The 26893-nt window shown below is 65.5% G+C and carries 21 protein-coding genes; 16 read left to right on the top strand and 5 right to left on the bottom strand.

Features of this window, described 5'->3' with window-relative positions; translation table 11 throughout:
- The first annotated feature begins 63 nt into the window (after window positions 1–63).
- Window positions 64–1068: a glycosyltransferase family 2 protein gene (locus tag J2Y63_RS23965; protein WP_435268134.1), complete on the top strand. Its 1005-nt coding sequence runs from the start codon at window positions 64–66 to the stop codon at window positions 1066–1068.
- Here the strand turns inward: J2Y63_RS23965 and J2Y63_RS23960 are convergent, their stop codons facing one another.
- Window positions 1069–2004, bottom strand: coding sequence for a polysaccharide pyruvyl transferase family protein (locus J2Y63_RS23960; RefSeq protein ID WP_435268133.1), 936 nt, complete (start codon window positions 2002–2004; stop codon window positions 1069–1071). It lies immediately after the preceding gene.
- Between the two features lie 42 nt (window positions 2005–2046).
- A complete protein-coding gene (locus J2Y63_RS23955; RefSeq protein WP_435268132.1) occupies window positions 2047–3006 on the bottom strand; it encodes a glycosyltransferase family 2 protein in 960 nt (319 codons plus the stop codon).
- Window positions 3007–3127: 121 nt separating this feature from the next.
- On the opposite strand from J2Y63_RS23955, the gene J2Y63_RS23950 reads away from it, so the two are divergent.
- From J2Y63_RS23950 to J2Y63_RS23910, 9 genes are all read left to right on the top strand, one after another.
- Window positions 3128–4606 (top strand): lipopolysaccharide biosynthesis protein, encoded by a 1479-nt coding sequence (locus J2Y63_RS23950; protein ID WP_435268131.1) that lies wholly within the window; start codon window positions 3128–3130, stop codon window positions 4604–4606.
- Window positions 4607–4979: 373 nt separating this feature from the next.
- On the top strand, window positions 4980–6098 hold the full coding sequence (locus J2Y63_RS23945; protein ID WP_435268222.1) for an acyltransferase family protein: 1119 nt from the start codon (window positions 4980–4982) through the stop codon (window positions 6096–6098).
- 3 nt (window positions 6099–6101) lie between these two features.
- Complete coding sequence (locus tag J2Y63_RS23940) at window positions 6102–6875, top strand: glycoside hydrolase family 16 protein (RefSeq protein WP_435268130.1); 774 nt, start codon at window positions 6102–6104, stop codon at window positions 6873–6875.
- Window positions 6876–6888: 13 nt separating this feature from the next.
- Window positions 6889–8109 carry a glycosyltransferase gene (locus tag J2Y63_RS23935; protein ID WP_435268129.1) on the top strand — a complete coding sequence of 407 codons (1221 nt, stop codon included), beginning with the start codon at window positions 6889–6891 and terminating at the stop codon, window positions 8107–8109.
- Window positions 8099–9097 (top strand): glycosyltransferase family 2 protein, encoded by a 999-nt coding sequence (locus tag J2Y63_RS23930; protein WP_435268128.1) that lies wholly within the window; start codon window positions 8099–8101, stop codon window positions 9095–9097. Before J2Y63_RS23935 ends, J2Y63_RS23930 begins: the two co-directional genes overlap by 11 nt.
- Window positions 9094–10005: a glycosyltransferase family 2 protein gene (locus J2Y63_RS23925; RefSeq protein WP_435268127.1), complete on the top strand. Its 912-nt coding sequence runs from the start codon at window positions 9094–9096 to the stop codon at window positions 10003–10005. Before J2Y63_RS23930 ends, J2Y63_RS23925 begins: the two co-directional genes overlap by 4 nt.
- Window positions 10002–11015 (top strand): glycosyltransferase family 2 protein, encoded by a 1014-nt coding sequence (locus J2Y63_RS23920; RefSeq protein ID WP_435268126.1) that lies wholly within the window; start codon window positions 10002–10004, stop codon window positions 11013–11015. Before J2Y63_RS23925 ends, J2Y63_RS23920 begins: the two co-directional genes overlap by 4 nt.
- Window positions 11016–11021: 6 nt before the next feature.
- Window positions 11022–11927 (top strand): UTP--glucose-1-phosphate uridylyltransferase, encoded by a 906-nt coding sequence (locus J2Y63_RS23915; protein WP_435268125.1) that lies wholly within the window; start codon window positions 11022–11024, stop codon window positions 11925–11927.
- A gap of 94 nt (window positions 11928–12021) precedes the next feature.
- Entirely contained in the window at window positions 12022–14367 is a 2346-nt protein-coding gene (locus J2Y63_RS23910; RefSeq protein WP_435268124.1) for a polysaccharide biosynthesis tyrosine autokinase, read from the top strand.
- A 187-nt stretch (window positions 14368–14554) separates the two neighbouring features.
- On the opposite strand, the gene J2Y63_RS23905 is transcribed toward J2Y63_RS23910, so the two are convergent.
- Complete coding sequence (locus J2Y63_RS23905; protein WP_435268123.1) at window positions 14555–15487, bottom strand: LysR family transcriptional regulator; 933 nt, start codon at window positions 15485–15487, stop codon at window positions 14555–14557.
- 143 nt (window positions 15488–15630) lie between these two features.
- On the opposite strand from J2Y63_RS23905, the gene J2Y63_RS23900 reads away from it, so the two are divergent.
- The 3 genes from J2Y63_RS23900 (at window position 15631) to J2Y63_RS23890 (ending at window position 20998) form a co-directional block, all read left to right on the top strand.
- Window positions 15631–16428: an alpha/beta hydrolase fold domain-containing protein gene (locus J2Y63_RS23900; protein ID WP_435268122.1), complete on the top strand. Its 798-nt coding sequence runs from the start codon at window positions 15631–15633 to the stop codon at window positions 16426–16428.
- Window positions 16429–16486: 58 nt separating this feature from the next.
- Window positions 16487–17677, top strand: coding sequence for an efflux RND transporter periplasmic adaptor subunit (locus J2Y63_RS23895; protein ID WP_435268121.1), 1191 nt, complete (start codon window positions 16487–16489; stop codon window positions 17675–17677).
- Between the two features lie 120 nt (window positions 17678–17797).
- Complete coding sequence (locus tag J2Y63_RS23890; RefSeq protein WP_435268120.1) at window positions 17798–20998, top strand: efflux RND transporter permease subunit; 3201 nt, start codon at window positions 17798–17800, stop codon at window positions 20996–20998.
- 74 nt (window positions 20999–21072) lie between these two features.
- Here the strand turns inward: J2Y63_RS23890 and J2Y63_RS23885 are convergent, their stop codons facing one another.
- Window positions 21073–22326, bottom strand: a complete 1254-nt coding sequence (locus J2Y63_RS23885) for a D-tagatose-bisphosphate aldolase, class II, non-catalytic subunit (protein ID WP_435268119.1) — start codon at window positions 22324–22326, stop codon at window positions 21073–21075.
- Entirely contained in the window at window positions 22323–23312 is a 990-nt protein-coding gene (locus J2Y63_RS23880) for a tagatose kinase (RefSeq protein ID WP_435268118.1), read from the bottom strand. The genes J2Y63_RS23885 and J2Y63_RS23880 overlap by 4 nt, the downstream gene beginning before the upstream one ends.
- Window positions 23313–23618: 306 nt before the next feature.
- Here J2Y63_RS23880 and J2Y63_RS23875 point away from each other — a divergent pair, with 306 nt between their 5' ends.
- From J2Y63_RS23875 to J2Y63_RS23865, 3 genes are all read left to right on the top strand, one after another.
- Window positions 23619–24929 (top strand): ABC transporter substrate-binding protein, encoded by a 1311-nt coding sequence (locus J2Y63_RS23875; RefSeq protein WP_435268117.1) that lies wholly within the window; start codon window positions 23619–23621, stop codon window positions 24927–24929.
- A 121-nt stretch (window positions 24930–25050) separates the two neighbouring features.
- Window positions 25051–25821 (top strand): L-iditol 2-dehydrogenase, encoded by a 771-nt coding sequence (locus J2Y63_RS23870; protein ID WP_435268116.1) that lies wholly within the window; start codon window positions 25051–25053, stop codon window positions 25819–25821.
- Window positions 25821–26831 carry a zinc-dependent alcohol dehydrogenase family protein gene (locus tag J2Y63_RS23865; RefSeq protein ID WP_435268115.1) on the top strand — a complete coding sequence of 337 codons (1011 nt, stop codon included), beginning with the start codon at window positions 25821–25823 and terminating at the stop codon, window positions 26829–26831. The genes J2Y63_RS23870 and J2Y63_RS23865 overlap by 1 nt, the downstream gene beginning before the upstream one ends.
- Window positions 26832–26893 lie beyond the last annotated feature (62 nt).

Here is a 26893-nt window from a genome sequence, read left to right as displayed (position 1 = left end):
CCTTTCATGCTGCATTGCAGCGTGGGTTCGCCCGCACTGCGATGTTCAACGCGTGAAAGGGGTATGATCGTGACCGAGGACAACAGGGTCTGCGTCATCATTGCCGCGAAGAATGCGGAAGAGACGATCGGGCGGGCCGTGCGCTCGGCGCTGGCGGAGCCCGAAGTGGCGGAAGTCGTGGTGGTGGACGACGGCTCGAACGACGGTACGCTGGCCGCGGCGAGAGACGCCGAAGACGGCAGCGGCCGTCTGGAGCTCATCCGCTTCAAGGTCAACCGCGGGCCATCTGCCGCCCGCAACCACGCGATCGCCATTTCCCGTGCGCCGCTGATCAGCATTCTCGATGCGGACGATTTCTTCTTTCCCGGCCGCTTCCGCCAGATGCTCGCCTGCGAGGGCTGGGATTTCATCGCCGACAACATCGCCTTCATGGAGAAGGCCGATCTTTCGCGAAAACCGGCGCAGTTTGCGCCCCGGCCGAAAAAGCTCGATCTGAAAACCTTCGTGCTCGGCAATATTTCGCGCCGCGGCGCGCCGCGCGGCGAACTCGGCTTCCTGAAGCCGGTCATGCGCCGGGCCTTCCTCGATACGCACGGACTGCGCTACCGCGAGGAGATGCGGCTTGGCGAGGACTACGAGCTCTATGTGCGCGCCCTCGTCGCCGGTGCGCGTTATACGGTGATCGAGAGCTGCGGTTATGGCGCGGTGGTGCGCGCCAATTCGCTGAGCGGCCAGCACCGCACGAAGGACCTGGAGGCGCTGCGCGACGCGGAACGCGCGATCCTTGCGACGGGCGACGTGCCCTCCGAGGCTGCCGCCGTGATGCGCCGGCACTGCCGGCAGATCGCCGATCGCCATGCGCTGCGCCATTTCCTCGACAGCAAGCGGGAGGCGGGTGCCGGTGCCGCTCTCGGCTATGCCTTCGCCAACCCCGCCGCCATGCCGGCCATTGCCGGCGGCATCCTGCGCGACAAGCTGGACGCGGCACGCCGGCGCGTGCGGCCGGACAAGCGCGTGGCGTCGGGCGACGGGCTGCGCTACCTGCTGCCCGCGCCCTCGGCCGACTGACTAGAGGTAGTCTCTCCGCACATCCTCAAGAACGGCGTAAAGCCGTGCCTTGCGCTCGGCGAGGCGTGCATCGCTGCTGAGTTGCGGTGTGGCGCGGCTGGCCTGCCAGAGCGCCAGCGTCGAGGGTGCGGCGAGCACCTGCTTGGCGGCGAGGCGCAGGCCGGATTGCTCCTCCACCTTCACGGCGATATCGCCCTCGTCGGGTCTGCGCGGTGCCGCGGCGTTCGACCGGTCATAATCGACGCCCCAGAAGCGGGCGCCCTTGACGATCGCTTCCGCGCGGCTGGAAATCGGGATGCGGCGCGGGCGATGTTCGACGCCGACGGTCGCGGCCCAGTCGCGCCACTTGAAGCTGTTGATGCTGTCCGACGTCGCGACGGCGACCCACGGCACGCGAAAGGCATCGGCGAGGATGGCGCCATGCATGGATTCGGCGACGATCAGCTCGGACTGCGCGATCTCGCGGATCACGTCCTTCGCCTCGCCGCGCGGATCGATGTAATGCATGCCGACCGTGGCGCAGGTGACCGGCCAGAGGCCCGCCACCGCGGATTCCCAATGGGGCACGAAGGTGCGCTTGTGGCGCTTCGGCAGGTTCCTGAATTCCGGCATGTCGGGAACCAGCACGGCCGGGTCGACGATGCCGAGCGACTCCGGCACGCCGACCTTTTCGGCCGTCAGTGGCCCGCGCACGCAGCGGATGTCCCACAGGCTGCGGTCGCCCATATCCGGCAGCGCGCCATAGCCGAAGCCGCTGCCGAGCACGAGTTTTCGCCCCGCCTCCGGCAACAGCGCCTTGTTCAGCACCGTGCCGACGCCGACGAGAAGCACGTCCGGATGCACATCCCGAAAACCCGGCAGCAGGAAATCCCAGAGCCAGAGATTGAGGTCGTCACCGAAATTGCCGTGCTGCGATTCCCAGTAATAGGGCTTCATGTCCTGCTCCTTGGAAAGGGCTGATGGGGAAAAGGCTGATGGTCAGCGGGAGAATTTGCCGACGGCAAGGCCGACGGCACTGGTGAGGATGCGTGGATCGCGCATCGCCCAGCGCGCCAGCATGTCGAATTGCGGCAGCTTGCGGCGTTTGAGCAGCCGCGCCTGGCTCCACAGCGCCTGCCGCCTGGCCGTCTGCTTGTAGGCGCGCAGCGACTGCACCTCGGCCGGCCGTTCGGCAAAACGCGATTCCAGCCGGTCGAGCGCCACCCAGGTGTTGAACTGCTGGCGCAGGAACTGCGGCGAATCATTATCGACGCCGTGGAAGATGTTGAGCCCCTCGCCGCGCACCGCACCTGCCGTGCCGCTCAGCACCGTGCGGCGCGACGCCAGCACGCAATCGCAGAAGAACAGCACGTCCTCCGCCGCGAGCCGCAAGGCCGCATCGAAGCGCACCTTTTCGAAGAGCGGCCGGCTGATGACCATGCAGGAGAGATGGAGAAAACTCCAGTTCTTGAGCATGACCTGGGTGAGATCGGGGATTTCGATGAGCAGCGGATCGTCGTTCAGCCGCGTGACCGCTTCGGTCTTTTCCAGGTCCGCCACGCCGAAATGGTAGTAGAAAGCATCGCCCCCGGTGATCGACGCGAAGTAGCAATCGGCGCCGAAACGCGTCATCGCGTCATGGGCGTTGGCGAGGTGGTCCGGGGTGAACGTATCGTCCGAATCGAGGAAGGCGACGCAGTCGGTTTCGGGCGACACATGGTCGAGCCCGGTGTTGCGCGCGCCGCCCGGCCCGGCATTCTCCTGACGGATGATTCGCACGCGCGCCTGCTCTTCGTCCGAAAAAGTCACGATGTCGCCATCGGCCGGATAGGGCGATTCGTCATCGACGACGATAACGTCGAAGTCCTTGAATCCCTGGGCAAACACGGAGGCTAGCGCGCGCGTGAGGATGCCCGGCTCCTTCTGGTAGAAGGGGATGATAACTGTCAGCTTCGCCATCTTTTCGTCCCTGTGGTTTCTCTAGAAAGAGTTTCGTCTGGTCTCCTCCCACCGGGGCGCGGCCGTTTCCGGCGCAGGCTTTTGGTCTCGTCAAAGCTCCTTTTTGCAGCAGGAATCCGCCATGTCCCAGCACGTCAACGCGAAGTCGGTTACCCGAAACGTCGGCTGGAGCGTCCTATCCAAGACAAGTACATTCGGGCTTAAATTTGTCACGGTGCCCATTCTGGCAAGGCTGTTGACGCCCGAAGAGTTCGGCGCGGTGGCCGTGGCGCTCGCCGTCGTGCAGTTCCTGGCGATGATCGGCGGGGCCGGTCTCGCCTCCGCCTTGATCCTCGAACCGAACGAGGACGAGGAGACGATCCACTCGGTTTTCTGGGCAAATCTCGCCTTCGCCTGCCTGATGGCGGCGGGGCTCTACATCTGGGCCGAGCCGCTCGCCGGCTGGTTCGGGGCGGCGGACGCCGCCTATCTCCTGCGCCTGATGTGCCTGCTCATCCCCTTGCAGCTTGCCGGCGACGTCGCCTATGCGCTGGTCGCGCGGCGCATGCAGTTCAGCAAGGATGCGCTGTGGAGCATGATCTCCGAATCGATCGCGGCGATTGCCGCTGTCATCCTGGCGCTTGCCGGTTTCGGCGTCTGGGCGCTCGTCGCGCAGCTGTTCGTGTCGGGCGTCATCCGCCTTGCCGGCCTGTTCTTCGTGTCGCGCTACCTGCCGCGCTTTCGTTTTCGCCTCGCCGGCGTGGTGCGGCTGGCGCGCTTCAGCCTGGGGCTGATGGGCTCGGAAATCGCCAATTTCGTCACCTTCCAGTCGCCGATGGTCGTCATCTCGCGTTTCCTCGGCCTTGCCGATGCCGGCGCCTATTCCGCCGCCAACCGCTTTTCCAGCATTCCCAACCAGGTCGTGCTGTCGGGCGTCATGGGCGTGCTCTTCCCCGCCTTCAGCGCCATGATGCACGACCGCGAACGCCGCTCGCAGGCGCTGATGCTGAGCACGCAGGTGACGACGCTGCTGCTGGCGCCGATGATGTTCGGCCTCTGGGCGCTGGCGGAACCCTCCATGCTGCTGCTCTTCGGCCCGCAATGGGCGGCCGCCTGGCCGGTGCTCGGGCTGCTGGCGCTTTCCAAGGGGCTGCTCACGCCGTGCAGCACCTTCATCCCCTATCTCAAGGGTTCCGGCCATGGCGGCGCGCTGTTCTGGTGGGCGGTCGGCCGCGCGATCGTCACCACCGCCGCCGTCGCCTATGGCGCCTATAACGGCACGCTGATCGAGGCGATGGTGGCGCTCTGCCTGGTCAATGCGGCGATCCTCGTCGGTTATTCCTGGGTGGTGTTCCGCGCCGACGGCACGCCTTTTCTCTCCGGCTTCTACCGCTCGATCCGCCCGATGCTGACCGCCGCCCTGACGGCGCTCGCCGTGCGCTACGCGCTGGAGCACTATCTCGCGCAGCATTTTCACCCGGTGTTGCAGGTCGGCCTCGGCATCGCGCTCGGCGGCGTGATCTACACGGTGCTCGTGCTCCTGACCGAACGCCCGCTCATCAGAAAACTCGTCGATCTCGTGCGCCGTCCCAAGGCGGCGCCCGCTGCCGCATTGCCCTGACCCTGCCCCAATTCGGCATCGCCCGGCCCGATTCACCGTCGCGGCCGCATAAATCGATTAAGCAGATCGAAAAAAGTTTCGGGGTCCTTGCAGCCAGCAATTGCAGATAGATCAGTATATTCGAATGTTATGCAAAGTATTGGTGGACTAGCGCCTGAACTTCCCCGGCGGCGCCGTTCACGACACTTTTCCGGACCGTCCGTCCACATCGCCTATGCTGCAATGCAACCAAACGATCACGAAAATTTGCTGCGTTGCCATATTTTCTTCCGTACCGTCACCCACACTCGGTTCCCGTAGGCTCGAGTCTGCTCTTGTTTGAATGGCCGTCCGGGGGGAACGGCCCACTAGAGGGGTGACATACACCGTGGATATCGACGCGACCGTTTCCGCGCGCATCAACATGATGCGCATCGTGCTGATTACCGGGATCATCTTCGTGCATGTTCCCTATGATCCCGCGACCAGTCCCTATCTCGGCCAGTTCGGCGGGCTCGACTGGCTGCGCGTGTTCCTGGCCGACAGCCTGTTTCGCATCGGCGTGCCGTGCCTCAGCGCGATCTCCGGCTTCCTGCTGTTCCACCGCGGCTGGCAGGCCTTCGATTATCGCAAGACGCTGCGCACCAAGGCCTCGACCATCCTCGTGCCGTTCCTGCTGTGGAATACCGCCTTCCTCGTGCTGGTCTATGCCGCGCAGTCGCGTGGCATCGGCTTCGGCTACCTGCCGGATGTCGTGAACGCCACGCCGCGCGACTGGATGAACCTCGCCCTTGCCATCGAGACCTGGCCGATCAACATCCCGCTCTATTTCCTGCGCGACCTGCTGCTCTGCCTGCTGCTGTCGCCGCTGATCGCGCTTGCCATCCGGCACTATCCGCGCACCGTGCTGGCGCTGATGCTGGCCTATGCGGTGCTGCCGCTGCCGAACGGCATTTTCCTGAAAAAATCCATCCTGTTCGGCTTCAGCTTCGGCGTGGCGATGGCCCTGCACCGTGTCGATATCAAGCGCCTCGACCGCTTCGCCGCCCCGGTCGTGGCCGCGGTTCTGGCCATGGCGGTGGCCCTGTCGCTGGCGCTCTATGCCTTCGGTCCGGAATTCCCGGCCTGGCTCGACATGCTGCGCAGCCTCGCCGCGATTGCCGGCATTTTCGGCGCCTGGGCGCTTTCGGCCTTGCTGATCCGCACGAATGCGGGACAGGCGCTGTCGCGCATGGGCGGTCTCAGCTTCTGGATCTTCTGCGGGCACTATCCGCTCCTCATCCTGTTCTGGATGGTCTGGAACCGGCTCGGCATTGCCGATTACCCGCTGTTCTACGCCGCAAGCCCCATCCTCGCACTCGCCATCCTCGTCGCGACCCATTCCGCGGCGCGGCGCTTTCTGCCGTCGCTGCACGCCATCCTCACCGGACGCCGTCTCGGCGGTCCGAAACGGCTCGCCACAGAGCCCCACCCGCCGATGAAGCCTGCCGGCTCCATCGCGCAACGGAGGTGACCCATGAAACACACGCTCAGCGCCACGGCGCTTATCGCGGCCCTTGCCGCCGCCGGCCCGCTCGCCGCGCAGGAAGGCGCCAACGGCACGTCCTTCGTGGAAGAGTTCGACACGCTCGACAAGGCGATCTGGTATGTCTCCGACGGCTGGAACAACGGCGCGCACCAGAACTGCACCTGGTCGAAGGACCAGGTCGCCGTCACGGGCGGCAAGCTGGAGCTCTCGTTCGACGCCAAAAAACTCGGCGAGCGCGACTATGCCTGCGGCGAGGTGCAGACGAAAAAACGCTTCGGCTACGGCACCTATGAGGTGCGCATGAAAGCCGCCACCGGGCCGGGCCTGAACTCCGCCTTTTTCAGCTATATCGGCCCGGCCGACAAGAAGGCGCATGACGAGATCGACTTCGAGGTGCTCGGCAAGAACACGGCGCGCGTGCAGCTCAACCAGTATGTCGCCGGCAAGGGCGGCAACGAGAAGCTGGTGGATGTGGCTGGCGGCGCGGACGCCGATTTCAACGACTATGCCTTCGTCTGGCAGAAGGAGCGCCTGCGCTACTACGTCAACGGCGCGCTGGTGCACGAGGTGACCGACCCGAAGGCGCTGCCGGACAACGCCCAGAAGATTTTCCTCTCGCTCTGGGGCACCGACACGCTCTCCGGCTGGATGGGCAAGTTCGCTTTTGCCGGCCCGACGAAGCTGGAAGTCGAGCGCGTGGCCTTCACCGCGGAGGGGGACGCCTGCCAGTTTTCCGATTCCGTCGCCTGCCTGCTGAACTGATCGGATCGTGCCGATGCTGCGTGTCCTGTATCTCGTCCACGACCTTTCCGACCCGGCGGTGCGCCGCCGGGTGCTGATGTTGCAGGCCGGTGGCGCCGAGGTGGTGCTGGCCGGCTTCCGCCGCGGTGAAAACCGGCTGGCCGATATCGAGGGCATCGCGCCGGTGGAGCTTGGCGCTACCAAGGACGCGCAGTTTGCCCAGCGCCTGCTTGCGGTGGTGGGGGCTTCCGCCTCGCTCGGCCGGCGGTTCGGCGGCATGGCGCGGCCGGACGTCATTCTCGCGCGCAACCTCGAAATGCTGGCACTTGCCGGCCGGGCGGCGGCGCATTTCGGCGGCGCGGTGCCGGTGGCCTATGAGTGCCTCGATGTGCATCGCCTGCTCCTGCGCAAAGATGCCGTCGGCCGGGCGCTGCGGGCGGCGGAGAGCCATTTCGGCAGGCGGGCAAAACTGCTTGTCACCAGTTCGCCGGCCTTCGTGGAACACTATTTCAAGCCGCTCTCCGGCATCCGCGCGCCGACGCATCTGCTGGAAAACCAGGTGCTGGAGCTCGACCGCAGCGAGGCCGGCCCGCCGGCCCGGACAAGGACGGAAGGTCAGCCCTGGCGCATCGGCTGGTTCGGCGCGATCCGCTGCCGCAAGTCGCTCGCCCTGCTCTCCGAATTCACCCGGCGCATGGACGGGCGCTTCGAAGTGGTGCTGCGCGGTCGGCCGGCGCGTTCGGAATTCGAGGATTTCGACGGGCTCGTTGCCCGCGAACCGTTCATCCGCTTCGAAGGCCCCTATCGCAACCCGGAAGACCTCGCAGGCATCTATGCCGAGGTCGATTTCGCCTGGGCGATCGATTTCTTCGAGGAGGGGCAGAATTCGCACTGGCTTTTGCCCAACCGGCTCTACGAAGGCTGCCGCCACGGCGCCCTGCCGATCGTGCTGTCCGGCACCGAGACGGCGCGGCTGGCAGGCGAGCGCGGCGTCGCCATCACGCTCGACGATGCCCGGCTCGAAACCCTGATCGCCCGCTTCTCGGCCTTCGACGACAGCGCCTACCGGGCGCTGCACGCCCATCTCGTCGCCCTCGGTCCCCGGCCCTGGATCGTCGATCGCGCCGATTGCACCGCCTTCGTCCAGCGCCTCGCCGCTCTACGCCAGCCGGGCGTGCAGCCGGTGGCGCATCCCATTCCCTCCCTCGTCACAAACCCCTCCCACATCGACAAGGTGGATTGCCATGACCGTTGACGCTGTAACGTCCGTGCGTTGCCTGATCGTGATCCCGTGCCTCAACGAGGCCCGTTACCTGGAGCCGCTGGTCCGCCAGCTCGAACCGACGCTGAACGAGCTTTCCGCGACGCTGGTCGTGGTGGATGGCGGCAGCACGGATGGCACGCGGGAGATCGCCGCAAGCCTTGCCGCGAGCGTGCCGAACATGCGCGTGATCGACAATCCGAAGCGCATCCAGAGTGCTGCCGTCAACCTCGCCGTCGCGACCTTCGGCATGGATCACGACTACCTCATCCGCATCGACGCGCATGGCACCTATCCGGAGGACTATTGCCGCGTGCTGGTCGAGGAGGCCATGGCGACCGGGGCGGATTCCGTCGTCGTCGCCATGCAGACCGTCGGCTTCGGCCTGTTCCAGAAGGCGACCGCCGTGGCGCAGAATTCCGTGCTCGGCAATGGCGGGGCGAAACACCGCGTGGGTGCCGAAAGCCACTGGGTGGACCACGGCCACCACGCGCTGATGCGCATCTCGGCCTTCCGCACGGTCGGCGGCTATGACGAGACGTTCAACGCCAATGAAGACGCCGAATGCGATTTCCGCCTGGCCAAGGCCGGCTACCGCATCTGGATGACGGCGCGCACCAGCATGATCTATTATCCGCGCGCCAGCGCCTCGCTGCTCTTCAAGCAATATTTCCGCTACGGCCGCGGCCGGGCGCGCAACTTCCTGAAACATCGTTCGCGTCCGAGCATCCGGCAGATGATCCCGCTGATGGTGGCGCCCGTCGCCGTGGGTGCTGCGCTTGCGGCGATCAACTGGCTGGCGGCGGTGCCGGTGGTGCTGTGGGCGGCGGCCTGCCTGGGTTATGGCGCGTGGATGGCGCTCGGCCAGCGCAACCCCTATGGCCCGCTCGCCGCCGTCTCGGCGATGATCATGCATTTCGCCTGGTCCGCCGGTTTCTGGCGCGAACTCCTGGATATCCGCCAGCGGAGGGTCGCGACATGACGCGCATCGACATCGCCGTCTGCACCTTCCGGCGCGAGGCGTTGAGCGAGACCTTGGCCTCGCTCGCCCGACTGACCGTGCCGCAGGGCGTGCAACTGCGCGCCATTGTCGCCGACAACGACGTCGAGCCGAGCGCGCGTGCCCGCGTCGCGGAAGCGCAATTGCCGATGGACATCGCCTATGTGCATTGCCCGGCCGGCAATATTTCCATTGCCCGCAATGCCTGCCTCGATCATGCGGATGCCGATTTCATCGCCTTCGTCGACGACGACGAGACGGTGGAGCCGCAATGGCTCGACCGGCTGCTCGCCGAGGCGGAAAAGAGCGGTGCCGACGTGGTGCTGGGGCCGGTCCGGGCGGTTTACGCCGCCGATGCGCCAAGCTGGATGCGGCGCGGCGACTTTCATTCCACCCTGCCCGTCTGGGTCGGTGGCGAGATCCGCACCGGCTACACCTGCAACGTGCTGATGCGCCTTGCCGCGCCGTCGCTCGCCGGCCGGCGCTTCGACCTGGCGCTGGGGCGCAGCGGCGGCGAGGACACCGCCTTCTTCGACGCAGTGCATGCCGGCGGCGGCCGCATCGCCTTTGCCGAAGAGGCCTGGGTGCAGGAGCCGGTGCCCGCCAATCGCGCCCGTTTCGCCTGGCTCGCCCAGCGCCGGCTGCGCATGGGCCAGACCCATGGCCGCCTCCTCGCCGAACGGCATGAAGGTCTTGCGCGCCTTACCGCGGCGGCGCTGGCGGCGGCGAAATGCGCCATCTGCTTTGCCGGCGCGGCGGCCCTCGTTCTCCTGCCGGTGCGGCGCAATCGTTTTGTCCTGCGCGGCCTGCTGCATGCCGGCGCTGTCGGCGGCCTGTTCGGCGCCCGCGCTATCGAACCTTATGGAACCGTGGAGGCAACCGCCCGATGATGGAAATGCCCGAGGTCAGCGTCGTCATCGCCGCTTACAATGCGGCCGACACGATCGAACGCGCCATCCAAAGCGCGCTCGCCCAGCGCGACGTGGCGGTGGAGATCCTCGTCGTCGACGATTTTTCCACCGACGAGACACGCGCGGTCGTCGCCTCGCTGGTTGAGCCCGCCGTGCAGCTCATCGCGCTCAATCGCAATCTCGGCCCCGGCGGCGCGCGCAATGCGGGTTTTGCCGCGGCGCGCGGAAAATGGATCGCGGTGCTCGATTCCGACGACACGATCCGGCCAGACCGGCTTCGCCGCCTCGTCGATCTCGCCGAGCGCGAGGATGCCGCCGTCGCCGTCGACAATCTCGACGTGCTCACCCTCGATGGCCAAGTGGAGCGGATGTTTGCGGAAGACCTGCTTGCCCGCACGCCCTACCTGACGCTCGCCGACTTCATCGATTCCAACCTGATTTTCCAGAGCACGCACAATTTCGGCTACATGAAGCCGATGTTCCGCCGGGCCTTCCTGGAGGAAAACCAGCTCTCCTTCGATACGGCGCTGCGCATCGGCGAGGACTACCTGCTGCTCGCCTCGACGCTTGCCGCCGGCGGCAAATGCGTGGTCGCGCCGGAAGTGGGCTACACCTATCACATCCGCGAAGGCTCGATTTCGCGCGTGCTGCACCCTCACCATGTCGATGCCATGCTGGCCGGCGACGGGCGGTTTCTCGCGCGCTTTGAACTCGAAGGGGCGGATGCCGCCGCACAGCGCCGCCGCACGCGCAATCTGGAAGAAACGCGCGCCTTCCTGGCGCTCATCCAGCACCTCAAGAATCGTTCGTTCGGGCCTGCCCTCAAGGTGGCGCTCGGCGATCCCGTCGCGCTCCGGCATCTGAAGATGCCGATCGCCGCCCGATGGCGCCGTCTCACGGCCCCATCGTCCCATCGCACGATGGCCGCGCCCCGCGCGGCTCCCTCCCCATCGACAGCGCAAGACCTGGCGCTCAAGAACAAAGGATAAAATGCCATGGAGCGAACCAAGACCGTCCGCAAGGCCGTCATCCCCGTTGCCGGCAATGGAACGCGTTTCCTGCCGGCCACCAAGGCCATGCCGAAGGAAATGCTGACCATCGTCGACCGCCCGGTCGTGCAATATGCCCTCGACGAGGCCCGCGAGGCCGGCATCGAACATGTCGTCTTCGTCACGAGCCGCAACAAGCAGGTCATCGAGGACCATTTCGACGACACGCCGGAACTGATCTCCTCGCTGGAGAAATCCGGCAAGGACGACAAGGTGAGCGAACTCGGCCGGCTCTTGCCGGCGGCGGGCTCCGTGAGCTTCACCCGCCAGCAGGCGCCGTTAGGCCTTGGCCATGCGGTGTGGTGCGCGCGGGACGTGATCGGCGACGAGCCCTTCGCGCTGCTTTTGCCTGACATGATCTCCTTTGGCCCGCGCGGCTGCCTGTCCGGCCTGATGGACCTCTACAACGAGGTCGGCGGCAATGTGGTGGGCGTGGAGCAATGCGCGCCGGAAGACACCTCGCAATATGGCATCGTCGGCAAGGGGGACGCCGTGCGCCACGGTTTTGCCGTCACTCATATGGTGGAGAAGCCGCGGGCGGGAGAGGCGCCGTCGAACTTCTTCCTCAACGGCCGCTACATCCTCCAGCCGCAGGTCTTTGATCACCTCGCCCGCCAGCAGCGCGGCGCGGGCAACGAGATCCAGCTCACCGACAGCATGCTGAAGCTCTCGCAGGCCCAGCCCTTCCACGCCCATGTCTATGAGGGGCGGACCTATGATTGCGGCTCGAAGCACGGCTTCATCGAAGCCAATGTCGCCTTCGCGCTGTCGCGGCCGGATATCGGCGCCGCCGTCTACCAGTCGCTGCGCGACCTGGTGATGGCCCATGAGGGCGGCGTGCGCGCCGCCTGACATTAGGGATGCCGGGCCGATACGGCTCGACCCGGCATCCTCGCCTGCGGGAGGACGCAAGCACCCACCGAGCCGAAAGGCAGAACGGAGCCCCATGCATCAACGCACCGTGCCGCACAGCAGTGTTTTCAGAAGGGAACCGGATCCGTCCGATTCCTTCATCGACCTCAATCGCCTGCTGGCCATTCTCGCCCGCCATGCCCGGCTGATCGCGCTTTCCGTCGCGCTCGCCGTGGCGCTGGGCGTGACCTATCTCGTCTTCGCGACGCCGATCTACACCTCGCAGACGCAGGTGCTGCTCGATGAGGACCTGTCGCGTTATGCCGAGGACACCGAACCCTCGCCGCAGAGCAGCCAGCAGGCGGACATGCGCATTTCGAGCGCCGTCGAGATCCTGAAATCGGGGCGCATGGCGCTGCGCGTGGTGGACGACCTGAACCTTGCCGACAACGAGATCATCCTCAACCCGCCGCAATCGCCCGTGTCGATCGCCAAGGGCTGGGTGAAGTCGCTGACCTCGCTCGTCTCGACCTCGCCGGCACCCTCGGAAGAAGCGTTGCTGAACGGCCGGCGCCAGAAGGCGGCCGCACTCTTGCAGCAGGCGCTGACCGTCGAGCGCGTGGCGCGTTCCTCCGTCGTCGCCGTCTCCTTCCGTTCGTCCGATCCGCAGCTTGCCGCCGGTATCACCAAGAAATATGCCGACGCCTATCTGGAAGACCAGCTCAACGCCAATTTCGACGCGACCGAACAGGCGACGATCTGGCTGCAGGAGCGCCTGACGGACCTGCAGGGCCGCGCCCAGGCGGCCGCCCTTGAAGTGGAGCGCTACAGGAACGACAACGGGCTGACCTCGGCGCGCGGCGAGCTGATGTCGGAACAGCAGCTTTCCGATCTCAACAGCCAGCTCATCGTCGCCCAGGCCGATACGGCCAGCGCCTCGGCGCGCTACAACCAGTTCAAGGCGATCATCGAGCAGGGCGCCGAAAAGGCCGTCGACAATGCGACGATCCCGACGAAGACCACCGACAATTCGCTGATCCAGGACCTGCGCAGCCGCTACATCTCCGTCGTCAAGCGAGAGCAGGAGATCACCCAGAATTTTGGCGCGGACCATCCGCAGGCGGCCGCCCTTCGCACCGACAAGGCCGACCTTACCCGGCAGATTTTCCAGGAGCTTCAGCAGCTGACCGCGAGCTACCGTAACGAATACGAGGTCGCGCGCTCGCGCGAGGATTCGCTGCGTGATAGCATCGAGAAGGTTGCCGGCAACAATGCGGTGGCCAACCGCTCGCTGGTGCGACTGCGCGAACTGGAGCAGAAGGCGACGGCGCTGAAGGTGCTGTCGGAATCCTATCTCAGCCGCTACGAGCAGGCCTCGCAGCAACAGTCCTTCCCCATCGCCAAGGCGCGTGTCATTTCGGACGCCGGCGTGCCCGTCTCGCCGTCGAGCCCCAGCCGGACGATGGTGATCGGCCTGTCGCTGGTGCTGGGCCTAATGGCGGGCGGCGCGCTGACCTTCGTGCAGGAAATGCGGGAGCGCTACTTCCGCGTCGAGGGCGATATCCGCACCGTTCTCGGGCTGAAGCCGCTTGGCTACCTGCCGCTGGTCGGCGGGCAGAAGAAGCGCAAGCCGGCGATGATCGGCGCCAAGGTGGTCAAGACCGAACACGGGCCGCCGGAGGAAGAGGAGGTCATCCCCCTCGAACGCATGACGCGCATTGTGCTGGATGCGCCGCGCTCGGCCTTTGCCGAGACGCTGCGCAATGCCAAGCTCGCCAGCGATGTGATGCTGCAAGGCCTGGAAAGCCGGGTGATCGGCGTCGTCTCGGCGCTGCCGGGCGAGGGCAAATCCACCGTCGCGACCAATTTCGCGGCACTGCTCGCGGCAAGCGGCAAGCGTACGCTGCTGATCGACGCGGACCTGCGCAAGCCGAGCCTCAGCGCCATGCTGAAGCCCACCCCGCAGGCCGGCCTCGTCGAGACGATTCTGGGCGAAATCCCCTGGAACCAGGCGATCAAGATCGACCGCCAGACCAAGCTCGCCGTGCTGCCGATCGCGCTGCGCTCCAGCGGCGGCGCGCTGCACCACACCAATGAACTGGTCTCCTCGCCCGGCATGAAGCGGCTCATCGCCGAGGTCCGCAAGGCCTTCGACTATGTCATCGTCGATCTCGCACCACTCGGCCCCGTCGTCGATGCCAAGGCCTTCGAGCCGCTGGCCGATGGTTTCGTCTTCGTGGTGGAATGGGGCCGGACCCCCTCCGCGCTGGTGCGTGACCTGCTCGCCGCGGAAAACCGCATCGAGGCAAAGGTGCTCGGCGTGGTGCTCAACAAGACCGACATGGCCGTGCTGCCGCGCTACAGCGACTTTGGCGGGGCGGAAAAGTATCGGCAGCTTTATGACGAGTATTATACGGAATCGGTGAACGGGGCGTCTTGAGCGGGGTGCACGCTGCACCCCCCTCTGTCCTGCCGGACATCTCCCCCACAAGGGGGGAGATTGGTTTGGGGCACGCGCATCTCTTCATTTGCAACGTAGCGATAGGCGGGACATAGCCGCGATTCAATCTCCCCCCTTGTGGGGGAGATGTCCGGCAGGACAGAGGGGGGTGAGCCACACCCGCAACCTACTGCCGGGCACCCTTCACCGCCGGCGCACCCAACTCCGTTCGCGCCAACAGCCGCACGAGCCAATCCACGAAGACGCGGACCTTGTTGGAGAGGTGGCGGTTCGGGGGGTAGACGATGTAGAGCGGGATCGGCTCCGAGCGCCAGCCGGGCAGCACCGGCACGAGCTGGCCGCTGGCAAGCGCTTCCGTCGCCATGAAGCGTGGCAGGGGGGCGATGCCGAGGCCGGAGAGCGCGGCGGCGAGGTAGCTGCGCGCGTCGTTGACGGCCAGCAGGTAGCGGCTGTTGATCTCGACCTTCTCGCCGTCCCGCTCGAATTCGAAGGCCATGGTGCGGTTGGTCTGCGCCAGGAAATAATTCACGCAATGGTGGACCGATTCGAGCTCCGAGGGGTGCTGCGGCATGCCGAAGGTCTCTATATAACTGGGGGCCGCGCAGGTCGTGACGTCGATCTCGGCGATGCGGCGGGCGATCAGCGACTGGTCGCCGGGCGCCCCCCCGCGCAACGCGCAGTCGACGTTTTCCGCCAGATAATCTACCGTCCGGTCGCCGACGCCGAGGTCGATATGGATATCGGGGTAGCTGTCGTGGAAGTCACCGAGCGCCGGAATGACCAGCAGGTCGGCGAAGGCGCCGGCCATCTCGACGCGCAGCCGGCCGCTCGGATTGGTGCGCGAATGGGAGAGGCTACCGTCCAGCTCGTCGATCTCGGTGACGATCTGGATCGCCCGCTCATAATAGAGAGCGCCGTCGGTCGTCACCATCACGCGCCGGGTGGTGCGGTTCAGGAGCTTGGTCTGGAGGTGGGTCTCCAGATTCTGGATGAGATTGCTGACCGTCGCCTTGGGCATGCCGAGCGCGGAGGAGGCGCGGGTGAAATTGCCCATCTCCACCACGCGGAGGAAGGCACGCATTGCTGAAAGCTGATCCATGGAACATTCCCACGTTGTAAGGCACTATTGTTCGAAAATTTGGATAGTGAAGTCAGTTTTCCCACACTTATCTGGGTGAAATCAATTACGATATAAATGGTGAGGCCCCATTGTATTTCCAAGCCGGGGCAAGGACGAAAACGATGCCCGTAGAAATCAAGGATATGACGTTCGACAAGGTGGCCAGCGGCCCCGTGTCGGTGCGCGTCTATCAGGGTGCGGAATTCGCCAAGGGCGCGCCGATCCTGCTCTATTTCCACGGCGGCGCCTTCCTGACCTCCGGCATCGTTCATTGCCCGCTTGCCGAAACCTTGGCTGCGACCGGCGCCATCGTTGCCGTGCCGGATTACAACGCGCCGGGTGGCGGCGTCTTCCCGCAACCGCTGGAAGTGGGCTTCGAGGTGTTTTCCTATCTCGCCAAGAAGCGCGCCGGCCTCGGCGACCGCAAGTCGGCGCTGCTCATCGGCGGCGAGGAAGCCGGCGGCAATATCGCAGCCGGCGTGGCGCTCAAGGCGCGCGACCACTTTGCCAACGAGCTTGACGGCCAGGTGCTTATCTCGCCGCTGCTCGATCCCTTCATGGGCACCACATCCTTCCGCAATGCCGATGCGATCGGCATGCGCGAGCGCTGGTCCGATGGCTGGAGCCACTATCTGAGCGGCGGTGTGTGCCACCCCTATGCGGCCCCCAGCCTCTGTTCGCGCCTTTCGGGCCTGGCCCCCGCACTCGTGCTGTCGGCGGCGGACGATCCGCTGCTCGACGAAGCGCAGGGTTATGCCGACCGCCTGAAGGCATCGGGCGTGAAAGTTCAGCAGCATGTTCTGCCCGCTGGGACAGGCTGGTCTTCCATCTACAGCGGAAAATCCGATGTAACCGGGGAATGGAAGGACTGTCTGGCCGGCCATTTTTCCGATTTCGTTCATAACATAAGCATTCACTAATTTAAATTGAGAACAAGCCGATAGAGCGTGGCCTGGAAGGCCACAAGGAGAAGAGAACATGATGTCGAAGCGCAAACGCTGGGCCCTGACGGGCGCCGGCCTGGGACTAGCTGTGTCCGTTTCCGCCGCAGCCCTGATCTTCCAACTGCCGGGCAACGTCGCCCAGGCCGAAGCAACCGTGACCGCGGAAGTGCCGGCCGTACCGGTCACCGTCACCGTGGTCGAGAACCGCGACGTGGTGACCTGGCAGGAATTTTCCGGCCGCCTGGAGGCGATCGACCGCGTGCAGATCCGCTCGCGCGTCGCCGGTGCCATCCAGTCGGTGAATTTTCGTGAAGGTGCGCTGGTGAAGGCCGGCGACCTGCTGTTCACCATCGACCAGGAGCCCTTCAAGACCGCGGTGACGCAGGCCGAAGGCCAGTACGCCTCGGCGGAAGCCCGGGTGAAGCTCGCCACCACCGAGCTTGAGCGCGGCGAACGCCTCGCCAAGAGCAACAGCATCTCGCAGAGCGACGTCGACACGCGCCAGAACGCGCTTGCCGAAGCCCGCGCTGCGCTGAAGACGGCGGAAGCCACGCTGCACGCCGCCAAGCTGGAACTCGGCTACACCGAAGTGCGCGCCCCGGTTTCCGGCCGCGCCGGCCGTGTCGAGATCACGACGGGCAACCTCGTCGCTGGCGGCTCGACCTCGCCGGCGCTGACGACGCTGGTCTCGGTCGATCCGATCTATGCCGGCTTCAATGTCAGCGAGGAGATCGTCGCCAAGGCGCTCGCCACCCTGCCGGTCTCCGACGGCGCGCTGCCGCCGATCGAGCAGATCCCGGTCGAGGTCGGCACGCTGGCCGACGAGGGCACGCCGATCCGCGGCAAGCTCCAGCTCATCGGCAACGAGGTCGATGCGGCGAGCGGCACGATCACCGTGCGTGCCGTCTTCGACAATCCGGGCGGCAGGCTGATCCCCGGCCAGTTCGTGCGCATCCGCATGGGCGAGCCGAAGGCCGAAAGCAAGATCCTCGTCAGCGAGAAGGCGATCGGCACCGACCAGGACAAGAAGTTCGTCTTCGTCGTCGACAAGGACAACAAGGTGACCTACCGCCCGATCGTTCTGGGCAGCCTTGCCGGCAGCGACCGCGTCGTCGAAAGCGGCCTGGCCGGCGGTGACCGCATCGTCGTCAACGGCCTGCAGCGCGTGCGCCCGGGCGTCGTCGTCGACCCGCAGATCCAGGAAAACGTCGCCTCCGCGAAGTAAGTGGAAGCAGGCGGGGCGCTGAAGGCGCCCTGCCATAAAGAAACAATCAACACTTCAATGCCTGCCGGCGGCGCGTTCGCCGCCGGATAGGCCCGTTCATCCCTGGAGAGGGGTATAGTCATGAACATCTCCCGTTTCTTCATCGATCGCCCGGTCTTCGCCGGGGTGCTGTCGATCCTCATCGTGGTCGCAGGCCTGATCGGCATGCGGGCGCTCCCGATCTCCGAGTATCCCGAGGTGGTGCCGCCGTCGATCGTCGTGCGCGCCACCTATCCGGGTGCCAACCCCGTCGTCATTTCCGAGACCGTCGCGACGCCGCTTGAAGAGCAGATCAACGGCGTCGAGGACATGCTCTACATGAACAGCCAGGCGACCTCCGACGGCGTGCTGACGCTGACGGTGACCTTCAAGCTCGGCACCGACCCGGACAAGGCCCAGCAGCTCGTGCAGAACCGCGTGTCGCAGGCCGAACCCCGCCTGCCCGCGGAAGTGCGTGCGCTCGGCGTCACCACGGTCAAGAGCTCGCCGGACTTCATCATGGTGGTCAACCTCGTCTCGACGACGGACCGCTATGACATCACCTATCTGCGCAACTACGCGACGCTGAACATCAAGGACCGCCTCGCCCGCATCGAGGGCGTCGGCCAGGTCCAGGTTTTTGGCGCGGGCGACTATGCGATGCGCGTGTGGATCGATCCGCAGAAGGCGGCCGAACATGCGCTCGCCGCCAGCGACATTTCCAACGCCATCCGCGAGCAGAACGTGCAGGCCGCCGCCGGCATCATCGGCGCCTCGCCGACGCCGACCGGCGTCGACCTCCAGCTCAACGTGAACGCCCAGGGGCGCCTGCGCACGGCGGAGGAATTCGGCAACATCATCGTCAAGACCGGCGCGGAAGGCCAGATCACCCGCCTTCGCGACGTCGCGCGCATCGAACTGGGTGCAGCCGACTACACGCTGCGTTCGCTGCTCGACGGCGAGCCGGCCGTCGCCATCGCCGTGCTCCAGGCGCCGGGCTCCAACGCCATCGAGATCGCCGACAATGTCCGCGCCACGATGGACCAGTTGCAGATCGCCATGCCGGAAGGCGTGAAATACGAGATCGTCTACGACACGACGGAATTCGTGCGCGCCTCGATCGAAAAGGTCGTCGATACGCTGCTTGAAGCCATCGCGCTGGTGGTGCTCGTCGTCATCGTCTTCCTCCAGACCTGGCGCGCCTCGATCATCCCGCTGCTCGCCGTCCCGGTCTCCATCATCGGCACCTTCGCGGTGATGTATGCCTTCGGCTTCTCGGTGAACGCCTTGACGCTCTTCGGCCTCGTGCTGGCGATCGGCATCGTGGTGGACGACGCGATCGTCGTCGTCGAAAATGTCGAGCGCAACATCGAGAACGGGCTCACCCCGCGCGAAGCCACCTATCGGGCGATGCGCGAAGTGTCCGGCCCGATCATCGCGATCGCGCTGGTGCTCGTCGCGGTCTTCGTGCCGCTCGCCTTCATCAGCGGCCTGTCCGGTCAGTTCTACCGGCAGTTCGCGCTGACCATCGCGATTTCGACCGTCATCTCGGCGATCAACTCGCTGACGCTCTCGCCGGCACTCGCCGCCCTCCTCTTGAAGGAGCACAATGCGCCGAAGGATTGGCTGACGCGCTTCATGGACGGCCTGTTCGGCTGGTTCTTCCGCGGCTTCAACCGGTTCTTCGGTGCTGCCTCCAATGGTTACGGCCGCAGCGTCGGCGGGCTCGTCTCGCGCAAGTCGCTGGTCATGATCGTCTACCTTGCCCTCGTCGGCGCCACCTACACGGTGTTCAATGCGGTGCCGGGCGGCTTCGTGCCGGCACAGGACAAGCAGTACCTCATCGGCTTTGCCCAGCTTCCGGACGGCGCGACCCTCGACCGCACGGAAGAGGTCATCAAGAAGATGAGCGAAATCGCGCTGGAACAGCCGGGCGTCGAGCACGCCATCGCCTTCCCGGGCCTGTCGATCAACGGCTTCACCATCGGCTCCAACTCGGGCATCGTCTTCGCAGCACTCGCCCCCTTCGAGGAGCGCACGACGCCGGAACTGTCCGGCGGCGCGATCGCCATGCAGCTGAACCAGAAGTTCGCCGGCATCCAGGACGCCTTCATCGCCATGTTCCCGCCGCCGCCGGTCAACGGCCTCGGCACGACGGGCGGCTTCAAGCTCCAGATCGAAGACCGCGCCGGTCTCGGTTACGGCGCGCTCAATGAAGCAACGCAGGCCTTCCTGGCGAAAGCCTACCAGACGCCGGAGCTGGCGGGCCTGTTCTCCAGCTTCCAGATCAACGTGCCGCAGCTCTATGCCGACCTCGACCGCTCCAAGGCGCAACAGCTCGGTGTGCGGGTGACGGATGTCTTCGAGACGCTGCAGATCTATCTGGGTTCGCTCTACGTCAACGACTTCAATGCCTTCGGTCGGACCTACAGCGTGCGTGTGCAGGCGGACTCCGCCTTCCGCGCCAAGCCGGAAGACATCGGCCAGTTGAAGGTGCGGTCGCAATCGGGCGAGATGATTCCGCTTGCGGCCCTCCTCAAGGTCGACGCCACGACGGGGCCGGAGCGCACCACGCGCTACAACGGCTTCCTCGCCGCCGACATCAATGGCGGGCCGGCGCCGGGCTTCTCCTCCGGCCAGGCGCAGGCCGCGGTCGAAAAGATCGCCGCCGAAACGCTGCCTGCGGGCATCGATTTCGAGTGGACGGACCTGACCTACCAGCAGATCCTTGCCGGCAATTCGAGCATCTTCGTCTTCCCGCTGGCGCTGCTGCTGGTCTACCTGGTTCTGGCTGCCCAGTATGAAAGCCTGACGCTGCCGATCGCCATCATCATGATCGTGCCGATGGGCGTGCTCGCGGCCTTGGCCGGGGTCTGGTACACGGGCGGGGACAACAACGTCTTTACCCAGATCGGCCTCGTGGTGCTGGTGGGACTATCGGCGAAGAACGCCATCCTCATCGTCGAATTCGCGCGCGAGCTGGAATTCGAGGGGAGGACGCCGGTCCAGGCCGCAATCGAGGCCAGCCGCCTGCGTCTGCGCCCGATCCTGATGACCTCCATGGCCTTCATCATGGGTGTCGTGCCGCTGGTCCTGTCGACGGGTGCCGGTGCCGAAATGCGCGCCGCCATGGGTCTTGCCGTGTTCTCCGGCATGATCGGCGTCACCTTCTTCGGCATCTTCATGACGCCGGTCTTCTACGTGCTGATGCGGCGCCTGACGGGCAACCGCCCGTTGGTGCAGCACGGCAAGTCGACGATGGAAGGCGATGAGCCCAAGGTCGCCGCGGTCGCGCATCACTGACGGGCGACACGTAGGAACGAACAGCAAAAGGGCGGCCAATCGGCCGCCCTTTTTCATGTTCAACGTTTGGCGCTTTACGGACGGCAGGCACCGTCATAGACGGCGAGCACCCTGTCCACGGCGGCGACGAGGATGTCGCCGGCATTGGTGCCCTCGACCTGCGGCAGGTACTGGTGCAGCACCGTTTCGGGAATGCGCACGCCCTCAAGCGCCGTCATCAGCGCCGCGACGGCGGCTTCCGCCTCGGGGCGCGTCCAGTAATAGCGGATGCGGTCGCTGTAGCTGAAATGGCGCTGGATGCGTAGCGCGGTCTCGTCACCGTGGTAGTAGCCGCTCCAATAGCCGGGCGCCGCCGTCATCAGCGCCTCCATCGCCTTGGCGAGCGGACGGTCGCCGTAGCCGGGCACGAGGTCTGAGGCGACGAGGTCGAGGGCATAGAGCGCCTCCCGATAGGCGAAGGTCAGGCCGGGGCCGACTTTCAGGATGGGATAGCCGTCGTGCACGAGGGCGGCGAGCGCCGCCTCCGTCTGGTAATCGGTGGAATGGGCCTCGAAGACCAGCGCGGGCTCCTCGCTAAGCAAGGCGCTCAAGGCGGCGGCGCGCGGTGGATCGTAGGCGATGACATTGTCGCTGCCGAATTCCACGCCGGGCTGCACGACGAAGGCAATGACCCGGGCGAAGGCCGCGTCGAGCCCTGCCTTGGCGAAGGCGGCGCGGTGCACGGCGATGGTTTCGCGGGCGGCGGCGGGCGATGTCGGCTCGACCGTCGAAAGCGCATGGTCGGCGCCGCCGGGCACCGGCACTTCGGTGCCGAGGATATAGACGGGCGGAGCGAGACCTGCCCGTGCGGCCGCTTTTTCGGCGACAGCGCAAAGGGCTGCGGCGCGCTCGGCCACGGTGCCGTCGTCGAGGGCTACGGGCTCGCCCGCGCAGCCCATCGAGGCGTCGAGATGGATTTTTGTGAAACCGGCCGCGACGTAGGCATCCACCATGTCTGCAGCCTTTTTCAACGCGATCTCCGCCGGCTCCTTGCGCCACGGATTGGGGCCGAGATGATCGCCTCCGAACAGGATCTGCTCGCGTGCGACGCCCTCCTCGCGGGCGATGCTCTCGACGAAGGCGATGAAATCGGCCGGCGTCATGCCGGTATAACCGCCGAACTGGTTGACCTGGTTGCAGGTCGCCTCGATCAGCACCGGCCCGCCGTTCTTGGCGGCACGGCGCAGGGCGGCGCGCAGCACGGTCGGATGGGCGGAGCAGATGGAGGCGATGCCATAGGGACGACCCGCACGGCGGGCGCCGGCGAGGCCAGTGAGGATGGTGCTCATGATGCGATCTCCCGGCCGGCGGCCGCTATGAAGCGGTCGAGTTCGGCCTTGCCGGACACACCCTCCATCGGCCCCTGTTTCGTCACCGTGCGCGCACCCGCGGCATTGGCGTAAAGCAGTGCTGCGGCCGGCGGCAGGCCGGCGCGGCGGCTGGTGAGATAGGCGGCGCCGAAACAGTCGCCTGCCCCGGTCGGGTCGATTTCCTCGACGCGGAAGGCGGCGCAATCGACGCGGCCGAACACCTTGCTGAAATGGCTGGAGCCCTCGCTGCCGCGCTTCAGCACGATCTCGCCAATGCCGAGCGTCAGCAGGCGCTCGACGGCCGCGGCCTCCGTCGCCTCGCCGGCCGCGACCAGCAATTCATCGCCCGACGGCAGCAGCAGGTCGGTGGCGGCGAGCACGTCGTCGATCAATTTGCGCCCTGCCTCGCCCTGCACCAGCTCCTTGCGGATGTTCGGATCGAAGGAGACCGAACCGCCGCGCGCCTTCACCACGGCGATTGCTTCGAGGAGGATTTCGGCAATGCCCGGAATGGCGAAGGCCGAGCCCATGACATGCACATGGCCGGCCCGCGCGATGAGGACGCGCGCCGCCTCGGTCATGCGCGTGTCGCCGGCCGCCGAATGGGTGATGTTGAAGACGAAGTCGCGCGCGCCGTCCGGCCGATAGCGCACGAAGGCGCTGCCGGTCGGCTTGCCCGCGATGGTGGCGATGGCGGAGACGTCCACGCCGTCGTCCCGCAGGCGCGCGACATTGAGCGTGCCGAAATCGTCGTCGCCGACGGCCGAGACGATGCCCGCCGCCCCGCCGATCTTCGCCACCTGGTCGATGAAGATGGCCGGCGCGCCGCTCGGGAACGGCCCGATGAGGGATTGCGGCGCCAGGAACCCCGCGCCGATGGTGGTGGCCATGATTTCGACGAGGATTTCGCCGACCGTGACCGTCGGCCCCAGGGCCTCCGGCGCCAAAACGCTTTTTCCTGCCAATGATCTCTCCCTGCGGGCGCATCCATTCTTTCCCGGAGAGTGCGGATTGGTGATGGAAAAGTCAAGGTAATTTGACGCGCGTAAACAATTCTTCAGCATCGTATTATGCGGCAACGCAGCAAATCAGATTCCGCGCTGCAAAATAGAACGGAAATTACTGCTTTATTATCAGATATTTAGAAAATGGCCGCGCCAAACTGTGAAAAACCGGCCGATTTTGCCGCTTGACAACTTACCCCGTCTTGTCTGATAAAAATTTACGCATGTAGCTTTATGCGTGTGCATCCGTAAAGGAGGAACGGACTCATGAGGACCCTTACCCGCATTCTCTCGTCGACTGCCGTATTTGCCCTTGCAGCCGGGCTGGCGCAGGCCGAGGAGATCAGCATCGCCACCGTCAACAATGGCGACATGATCATCATGCAGAAGCTGTCGGCCGCCTGGGAGAAGGAAACCGGCAACAAGATCAACTGGATCGTTCTGGAAGAAAACGTGCTGCGCGAGCGCGTGACGACCGACATCGCCACCAAGGGCGGCCAGTTCGACATCATGACCATCGGCGGCTACGAAGCGCCGATCTGGGGCAAGCAGGGCTGGCTGACGCCGGTCGACGATCTCGGCGACGACTACGACTACGCCGACCTCTTGGAGCCGATCAAGGCGGGCCTGACCGTCGACGGCAAGCTCTATGCCGTGCCGTTCTACACGGAAAGCTCGTTCACGCTCTACCGCAAGGACCTGTTCGACGCTGCCGGCCTCACCATGCCGGAACAGCCGACCTACGAGCAGATCAAGGAATTCGCCGCAAAGCTCACCGACAAGGACAAGCAGCAATATGGCATCTGCCTGCGCGGCAAGCCGGGCTGGGGCGAGAACATGGCCTTCGTCGGCACCATGGTGAACGCCTATGGCGGCCGCTGGTTCGACATGGACTGGAAGCCGCAGCTCAACTCCGAGCCATGGAAGAAGGCGATCACCGACTATGTCGCGCTGCTCGGCACCTATGGCCCGGCGGGCGCCACCGCCAACGGCTTCAACGAAAACCAGACGCTGTTTGCCACCGGCCATTGCGCCATGTGGATCGACGCCACCTCGGCGGCGGGCCGCGTTTATGATCCGAAGCAGAGCCAGGTCGCCGACAAGATCGCCTTCACCCGCTCGCCGACGGCCGAGACGGCCAACGGATCGAGCTGGTCCTGGTCGTGGAACCTCGCCATTCCGGCAACCTCGCAGAAGGCCGAAGTCGCGAAATCCTTCCTGAAATGGGCGACCTCGAAGGACTATGTGAAGCTGGTCGGCGAAAGCGAAGGCTGGGTCGCCGTGCCGCCGGGCACGCGCAAATCCACCTATGCGCTTGCCGAATACCAGAAGGCAGCACCCTTCGCCGAAACCGTGCTGCAGGCGATCCTGTCGGCCGATCCGTCGAAGCCCACCAAGGATCCGGTGCCCTATACCGGCGTGCAGTTCGTCGCCATTCCGGAATTCCAGGCGATCGGCACCTTCGTCGGCCAGCAGATCAGCGCAGCACTTGCCGGGCAGCAGACGGTGGATGCGGCGCTGGACGCCTCGCAGACCCAGGTCGAGCGCGACATGACGCGCGCCGGCTACATCAAGTAGGGTTTCAGCCTGCGGCCTGGCCGCGGGCCCTCCCGGAAGCCCGGCGCCTTGGCGCCGGGTTTCTCGAATGCCAGAATATGCTTGTGAACCGGCCTCGCCAGGCGACCGGATGGAGAGACACATGAGATTGCAGGACAAGATAGCCCTCATCACCGGCGGCGCACGCGGCATCGGCCTCGGCTTTGCGGAAGCCTTCGTGGCCGAGGGCGCGCGCGTCATCATCGCCGATATCAACCTGGAGCGCGCCAGCGAAGCGGCCGCCTCGATTGGTCCTGCGGCCAGCGCCATCAAGCTCGATGTCACCAACCTCGCCGACATCGACGCCGTCGTGAAAAAGATCGACGCGGATTTTGGCGGCATCGACATCCTCGTCAACAATGCCGCGATCTTCGACATGGCGCCCATCCAGGCGATCACCGAGGAGAGCTATGCCCGTGTCTTCGACGTCAATCTCAAGGGGCCGCTGTTCACGATGAAGGCGGTGGCCAACGTCATGATCGCGCGCGGGCGCGGCGGCAAGATCATCAACATGGCAAGCCAGGCCGGCCGGCGCGGCGAGGCGCTGGTGACGCTCTATTGCGCCTCCAAGGCCGCGATCATTTCCGCCACGCAATCGGCCGCACTTGCCCTCGTCAAACACGGCATCAACGTCAATGCGATTGCGCCGGGCGTCGTCGATGGCGAGCATTGGGATGTGGTGGACGCGAAATTCGCCGAATGGGAAGGGCTGAAGCCGGGCGAGAAGAAGGCCGCGGTCGCGAAATCCGTGCCGATCGGCCGCTTCGCCACGCCGGATGACATCAAGGGCCTCGCCGTCTTCCTCGCCTCCAAGGACAGCGACTATATCCTCGCCCAGACATACAATGTCGACGGCGGGAACTGGATGAGCTGATGAAGGCGATCCGCTTCACCGGCAAGGGCGAGGCGGCGCTTGCCGAGCTCGACCTCGGCGACCTGCCCGCCGGCCACGCGCTGATCCGCGTCAAGGCCTCCGGCCTCTGCCACACGGATATCGACGTGCTGCACGCGCGCTACGGCGACGGCGCCTTTCCGGTGGTGCCGGGCCATGAATATGCCGGCGAGATCGCGGCCCTTGCGGCCGACGTTACCGGCTTGCGCACCGGCGACCGCGTCGCCGTCGACCCCAACCTGCCCTGCGGCAACTGCCCGTCCTGCCGCAAGGGGCTGACCAATCTCTGCCGCGACCTCAAGGCCTATGGCGTCTCGCACGATGGCGGCTTTGCCGAATACAGCGTGGTGCGCGCCGAACACCTGCACGGCATCGGCGACATGCCCTATTCCGTCGCAGCACTTGCCGAGCCGCTCGCCTGCGTGCTGAACGGGCTGGGTGCCGCGGGCCTGCGCCACGGCGCGCCGATGCCCAAGGACGCGCTGGTCATCGGCGCCGGGCCGATCGGCCTGTTCCTGGCGCTGTCGCTGAAGGCGGAGGGGGCTGAGAACGTCACGGTCGCCGACATCAACGAAAGCCGCCTCGCCTTCGCCTCCGAACTCGGCCTTGGCGGCATCGTCTCCGGTTCCGAGGACCTGGCGGCCAAGCGGCGCTCCTATGATTTCGTGGCTGACGCGACGGGCATTGCCAGCGTCGTGGAAGGCATGATCGATCTTCTCGCCGATGGCGGCACGGCGCTCATCTTCGGCGTCTGCGCGCCGGATGCCCGCATCTCCGTGGCGCCCTTCGAGATCTTCCGCCGGCAATTGAAGCTCGTCGGCTCGCATTCGCTGAACCGCAACATCCCCGATGCGCTGGATATCCTCAAGCGGGACGACGGCCGGATGGCGAAACTCGTCTCGCACCGGCTGCCGCTTGCCGACATTCTCCCCTTCTTCACGAAGAAGCCGACGGACCCCGCCACGATGAAGGTGCAATTCGTCGCCGACTGAGGCCGGAAATTGCGGAAAACAAAGGAATAAAGCGTTTTCGCGATTCGGAGAAAAGCGGAAAT

It is taken from the genome of Shinella sp. BE166 (genome assembly GCF_051201095.1).
Taxonomy (GTDB): Bacteria; Pseudomonadota; Alphaproteobacteria; order Rhizobiales; family Rhizobiaceae; genus Shinella; species Shinella lacus.
Note: the sequence above shows the minus strand (reverse complement) of the source record. Positions and strands in the feature narration are given on the sequence as shown.

Excerpts from the sequence above, each read along its gene's own strand:
- J2Y63_RS23895 (WP_435268121.1), top strand. The coding sequence starts at position 16,487 with ATGATGTCGAAGCGCAAACGCTGGGCCCTGACGGGCGCCGGCCTGGGA.
- J2Y63_RS23910 (WP_435268124.1), top strand. The coding sequence starts at position 12,022 with ATGCATCAACGCACCGTGCCGCACAGCAGTGTTTTCAGAAGGGAACCG.
- J2Y63_RS23900 (WP_435268122.1), top strand. The coding sequence starts at position 15,631 with ATGCCCGTAGAAATCAAGGATATGACGTTCGACAAGGTGGCCAGCGGC.
- J2Y63_RS23905 (WP_435268123.1), bottom strand. The coding sequence starts at position 15,487 with ATGGATCAGCTTTCAGCAATGCGTGCCTTCCTCCGCGTGGTGGAGATG.
- J2Y63_RS23930 (WP_435268128.1), top strand. The coding sequence starts at position 8,099 with ATGACCGTTGACGCTGTAACGTCCGTGCGTTGCCTGATCGTGATCCCG.
- J2Y63_RS23950 (WP_435268131.1), top strand. The coding sequence starts at position 3,128 with ATGTCCCAGCACGTCAACGCGAAGTCGGTTACCCGAAACGTCGGCTGG.
- J2Y63_RS23925 (WP_435268127.1), top strand. The coding sequence starts at position 9,094 with ATGACGCGCATCGACATCGCCGTCTGCACCTTCCGGCGCGAGGCGTTG.
- J2Y63_RS23935 (WP_435268129.1), top strand. The coding sequence starts at position 6,889 with ATGCTGCGTGTCCTGTATCTCGTCCACGACCTTTCCGACCCGGCGGTG.
- J2Y63_RS23915 (WP_435268125.1), top strand. The coding sequence starts at position 11,022 with ATGGAGCGAACCAAGACCGTCCGCAAGGCCGTCATCCCCGTTGCCGGC.
- J2Y63_RS23940 (WP_435268130.1), top strand. The coding sequence starts at position 6,102 with ATGAAACACACGCTCAGCGCCACGGCGCTTATCGCGGCCCTTGCCGCC.
- J2Y63_RS23870 (WP_435268116.1), top strand. The coding sequence starts at position 25,051 with ATGAGATTGCAGGACAAGATAGCCCTCATCACCGGCGGCGCACGCGGC.
- J2Y63_RS23920 (WP_435268126.1), top strand. The coding sequence starts at position 10,002 with ATGATGGAAATGCCCGAGGTCAGCGTCGTCATCGCCGCTTACAATGCG.
- J2Y63_RS23875 (WP_435268117.1), top strand. The coding sequence starts at position 23,619 with ATGAGGACCCTTACCCGCATTCTCTCGTCGACTGCCGTATTTGCCCTT.
- J2Y63_RS23960 (WP_435268133.1), bottom strand. The coding sequence starts at position 2,004 with ATGAAGCCCTATTACTGGGAATCGCAGCACGGCAATTTCGGTGACGAC.
- J2Y63_RS23890 (WP_435268120.1), top strand. The coding sequence starts at position 17,798 with ATGAACATCTCCCGTTTCTTCATCGATCGCCCGGTCTTCGCCGGGGTG.
- J2Y63_RS23955 (WP_435268132.1), bottom strand. The coding sequence starts at position 3,006 with ATGGCGAAGCTGACAGTTATCATCCCCTTCTACCAGAAGGAGCCGGGC.
- J2Y63_RS23865 (WP_435268115.1), top strand. The coding sequence starts at position 25,821 with ATGAAGGCGATCCGCTTCACCGGCAAGGGCGAGGCGGCGCTTGCCGAG.
- J2Y63_RS23965 (WP_435268134.1), top strand. The coding sequence starts at position 64 with ATGATCGTGACCGAGGACAACAGGGTCTGCGTCATCATTGCCGCGAAG.
- J2Y63_RS23885 (WP_435268119.1), bottom strand. The coding sequence starts at position 22,326 with ATGAGCACCATCCTCACTGGCCTCGCCGGCGCCCGCCGTGCGGGTCGT.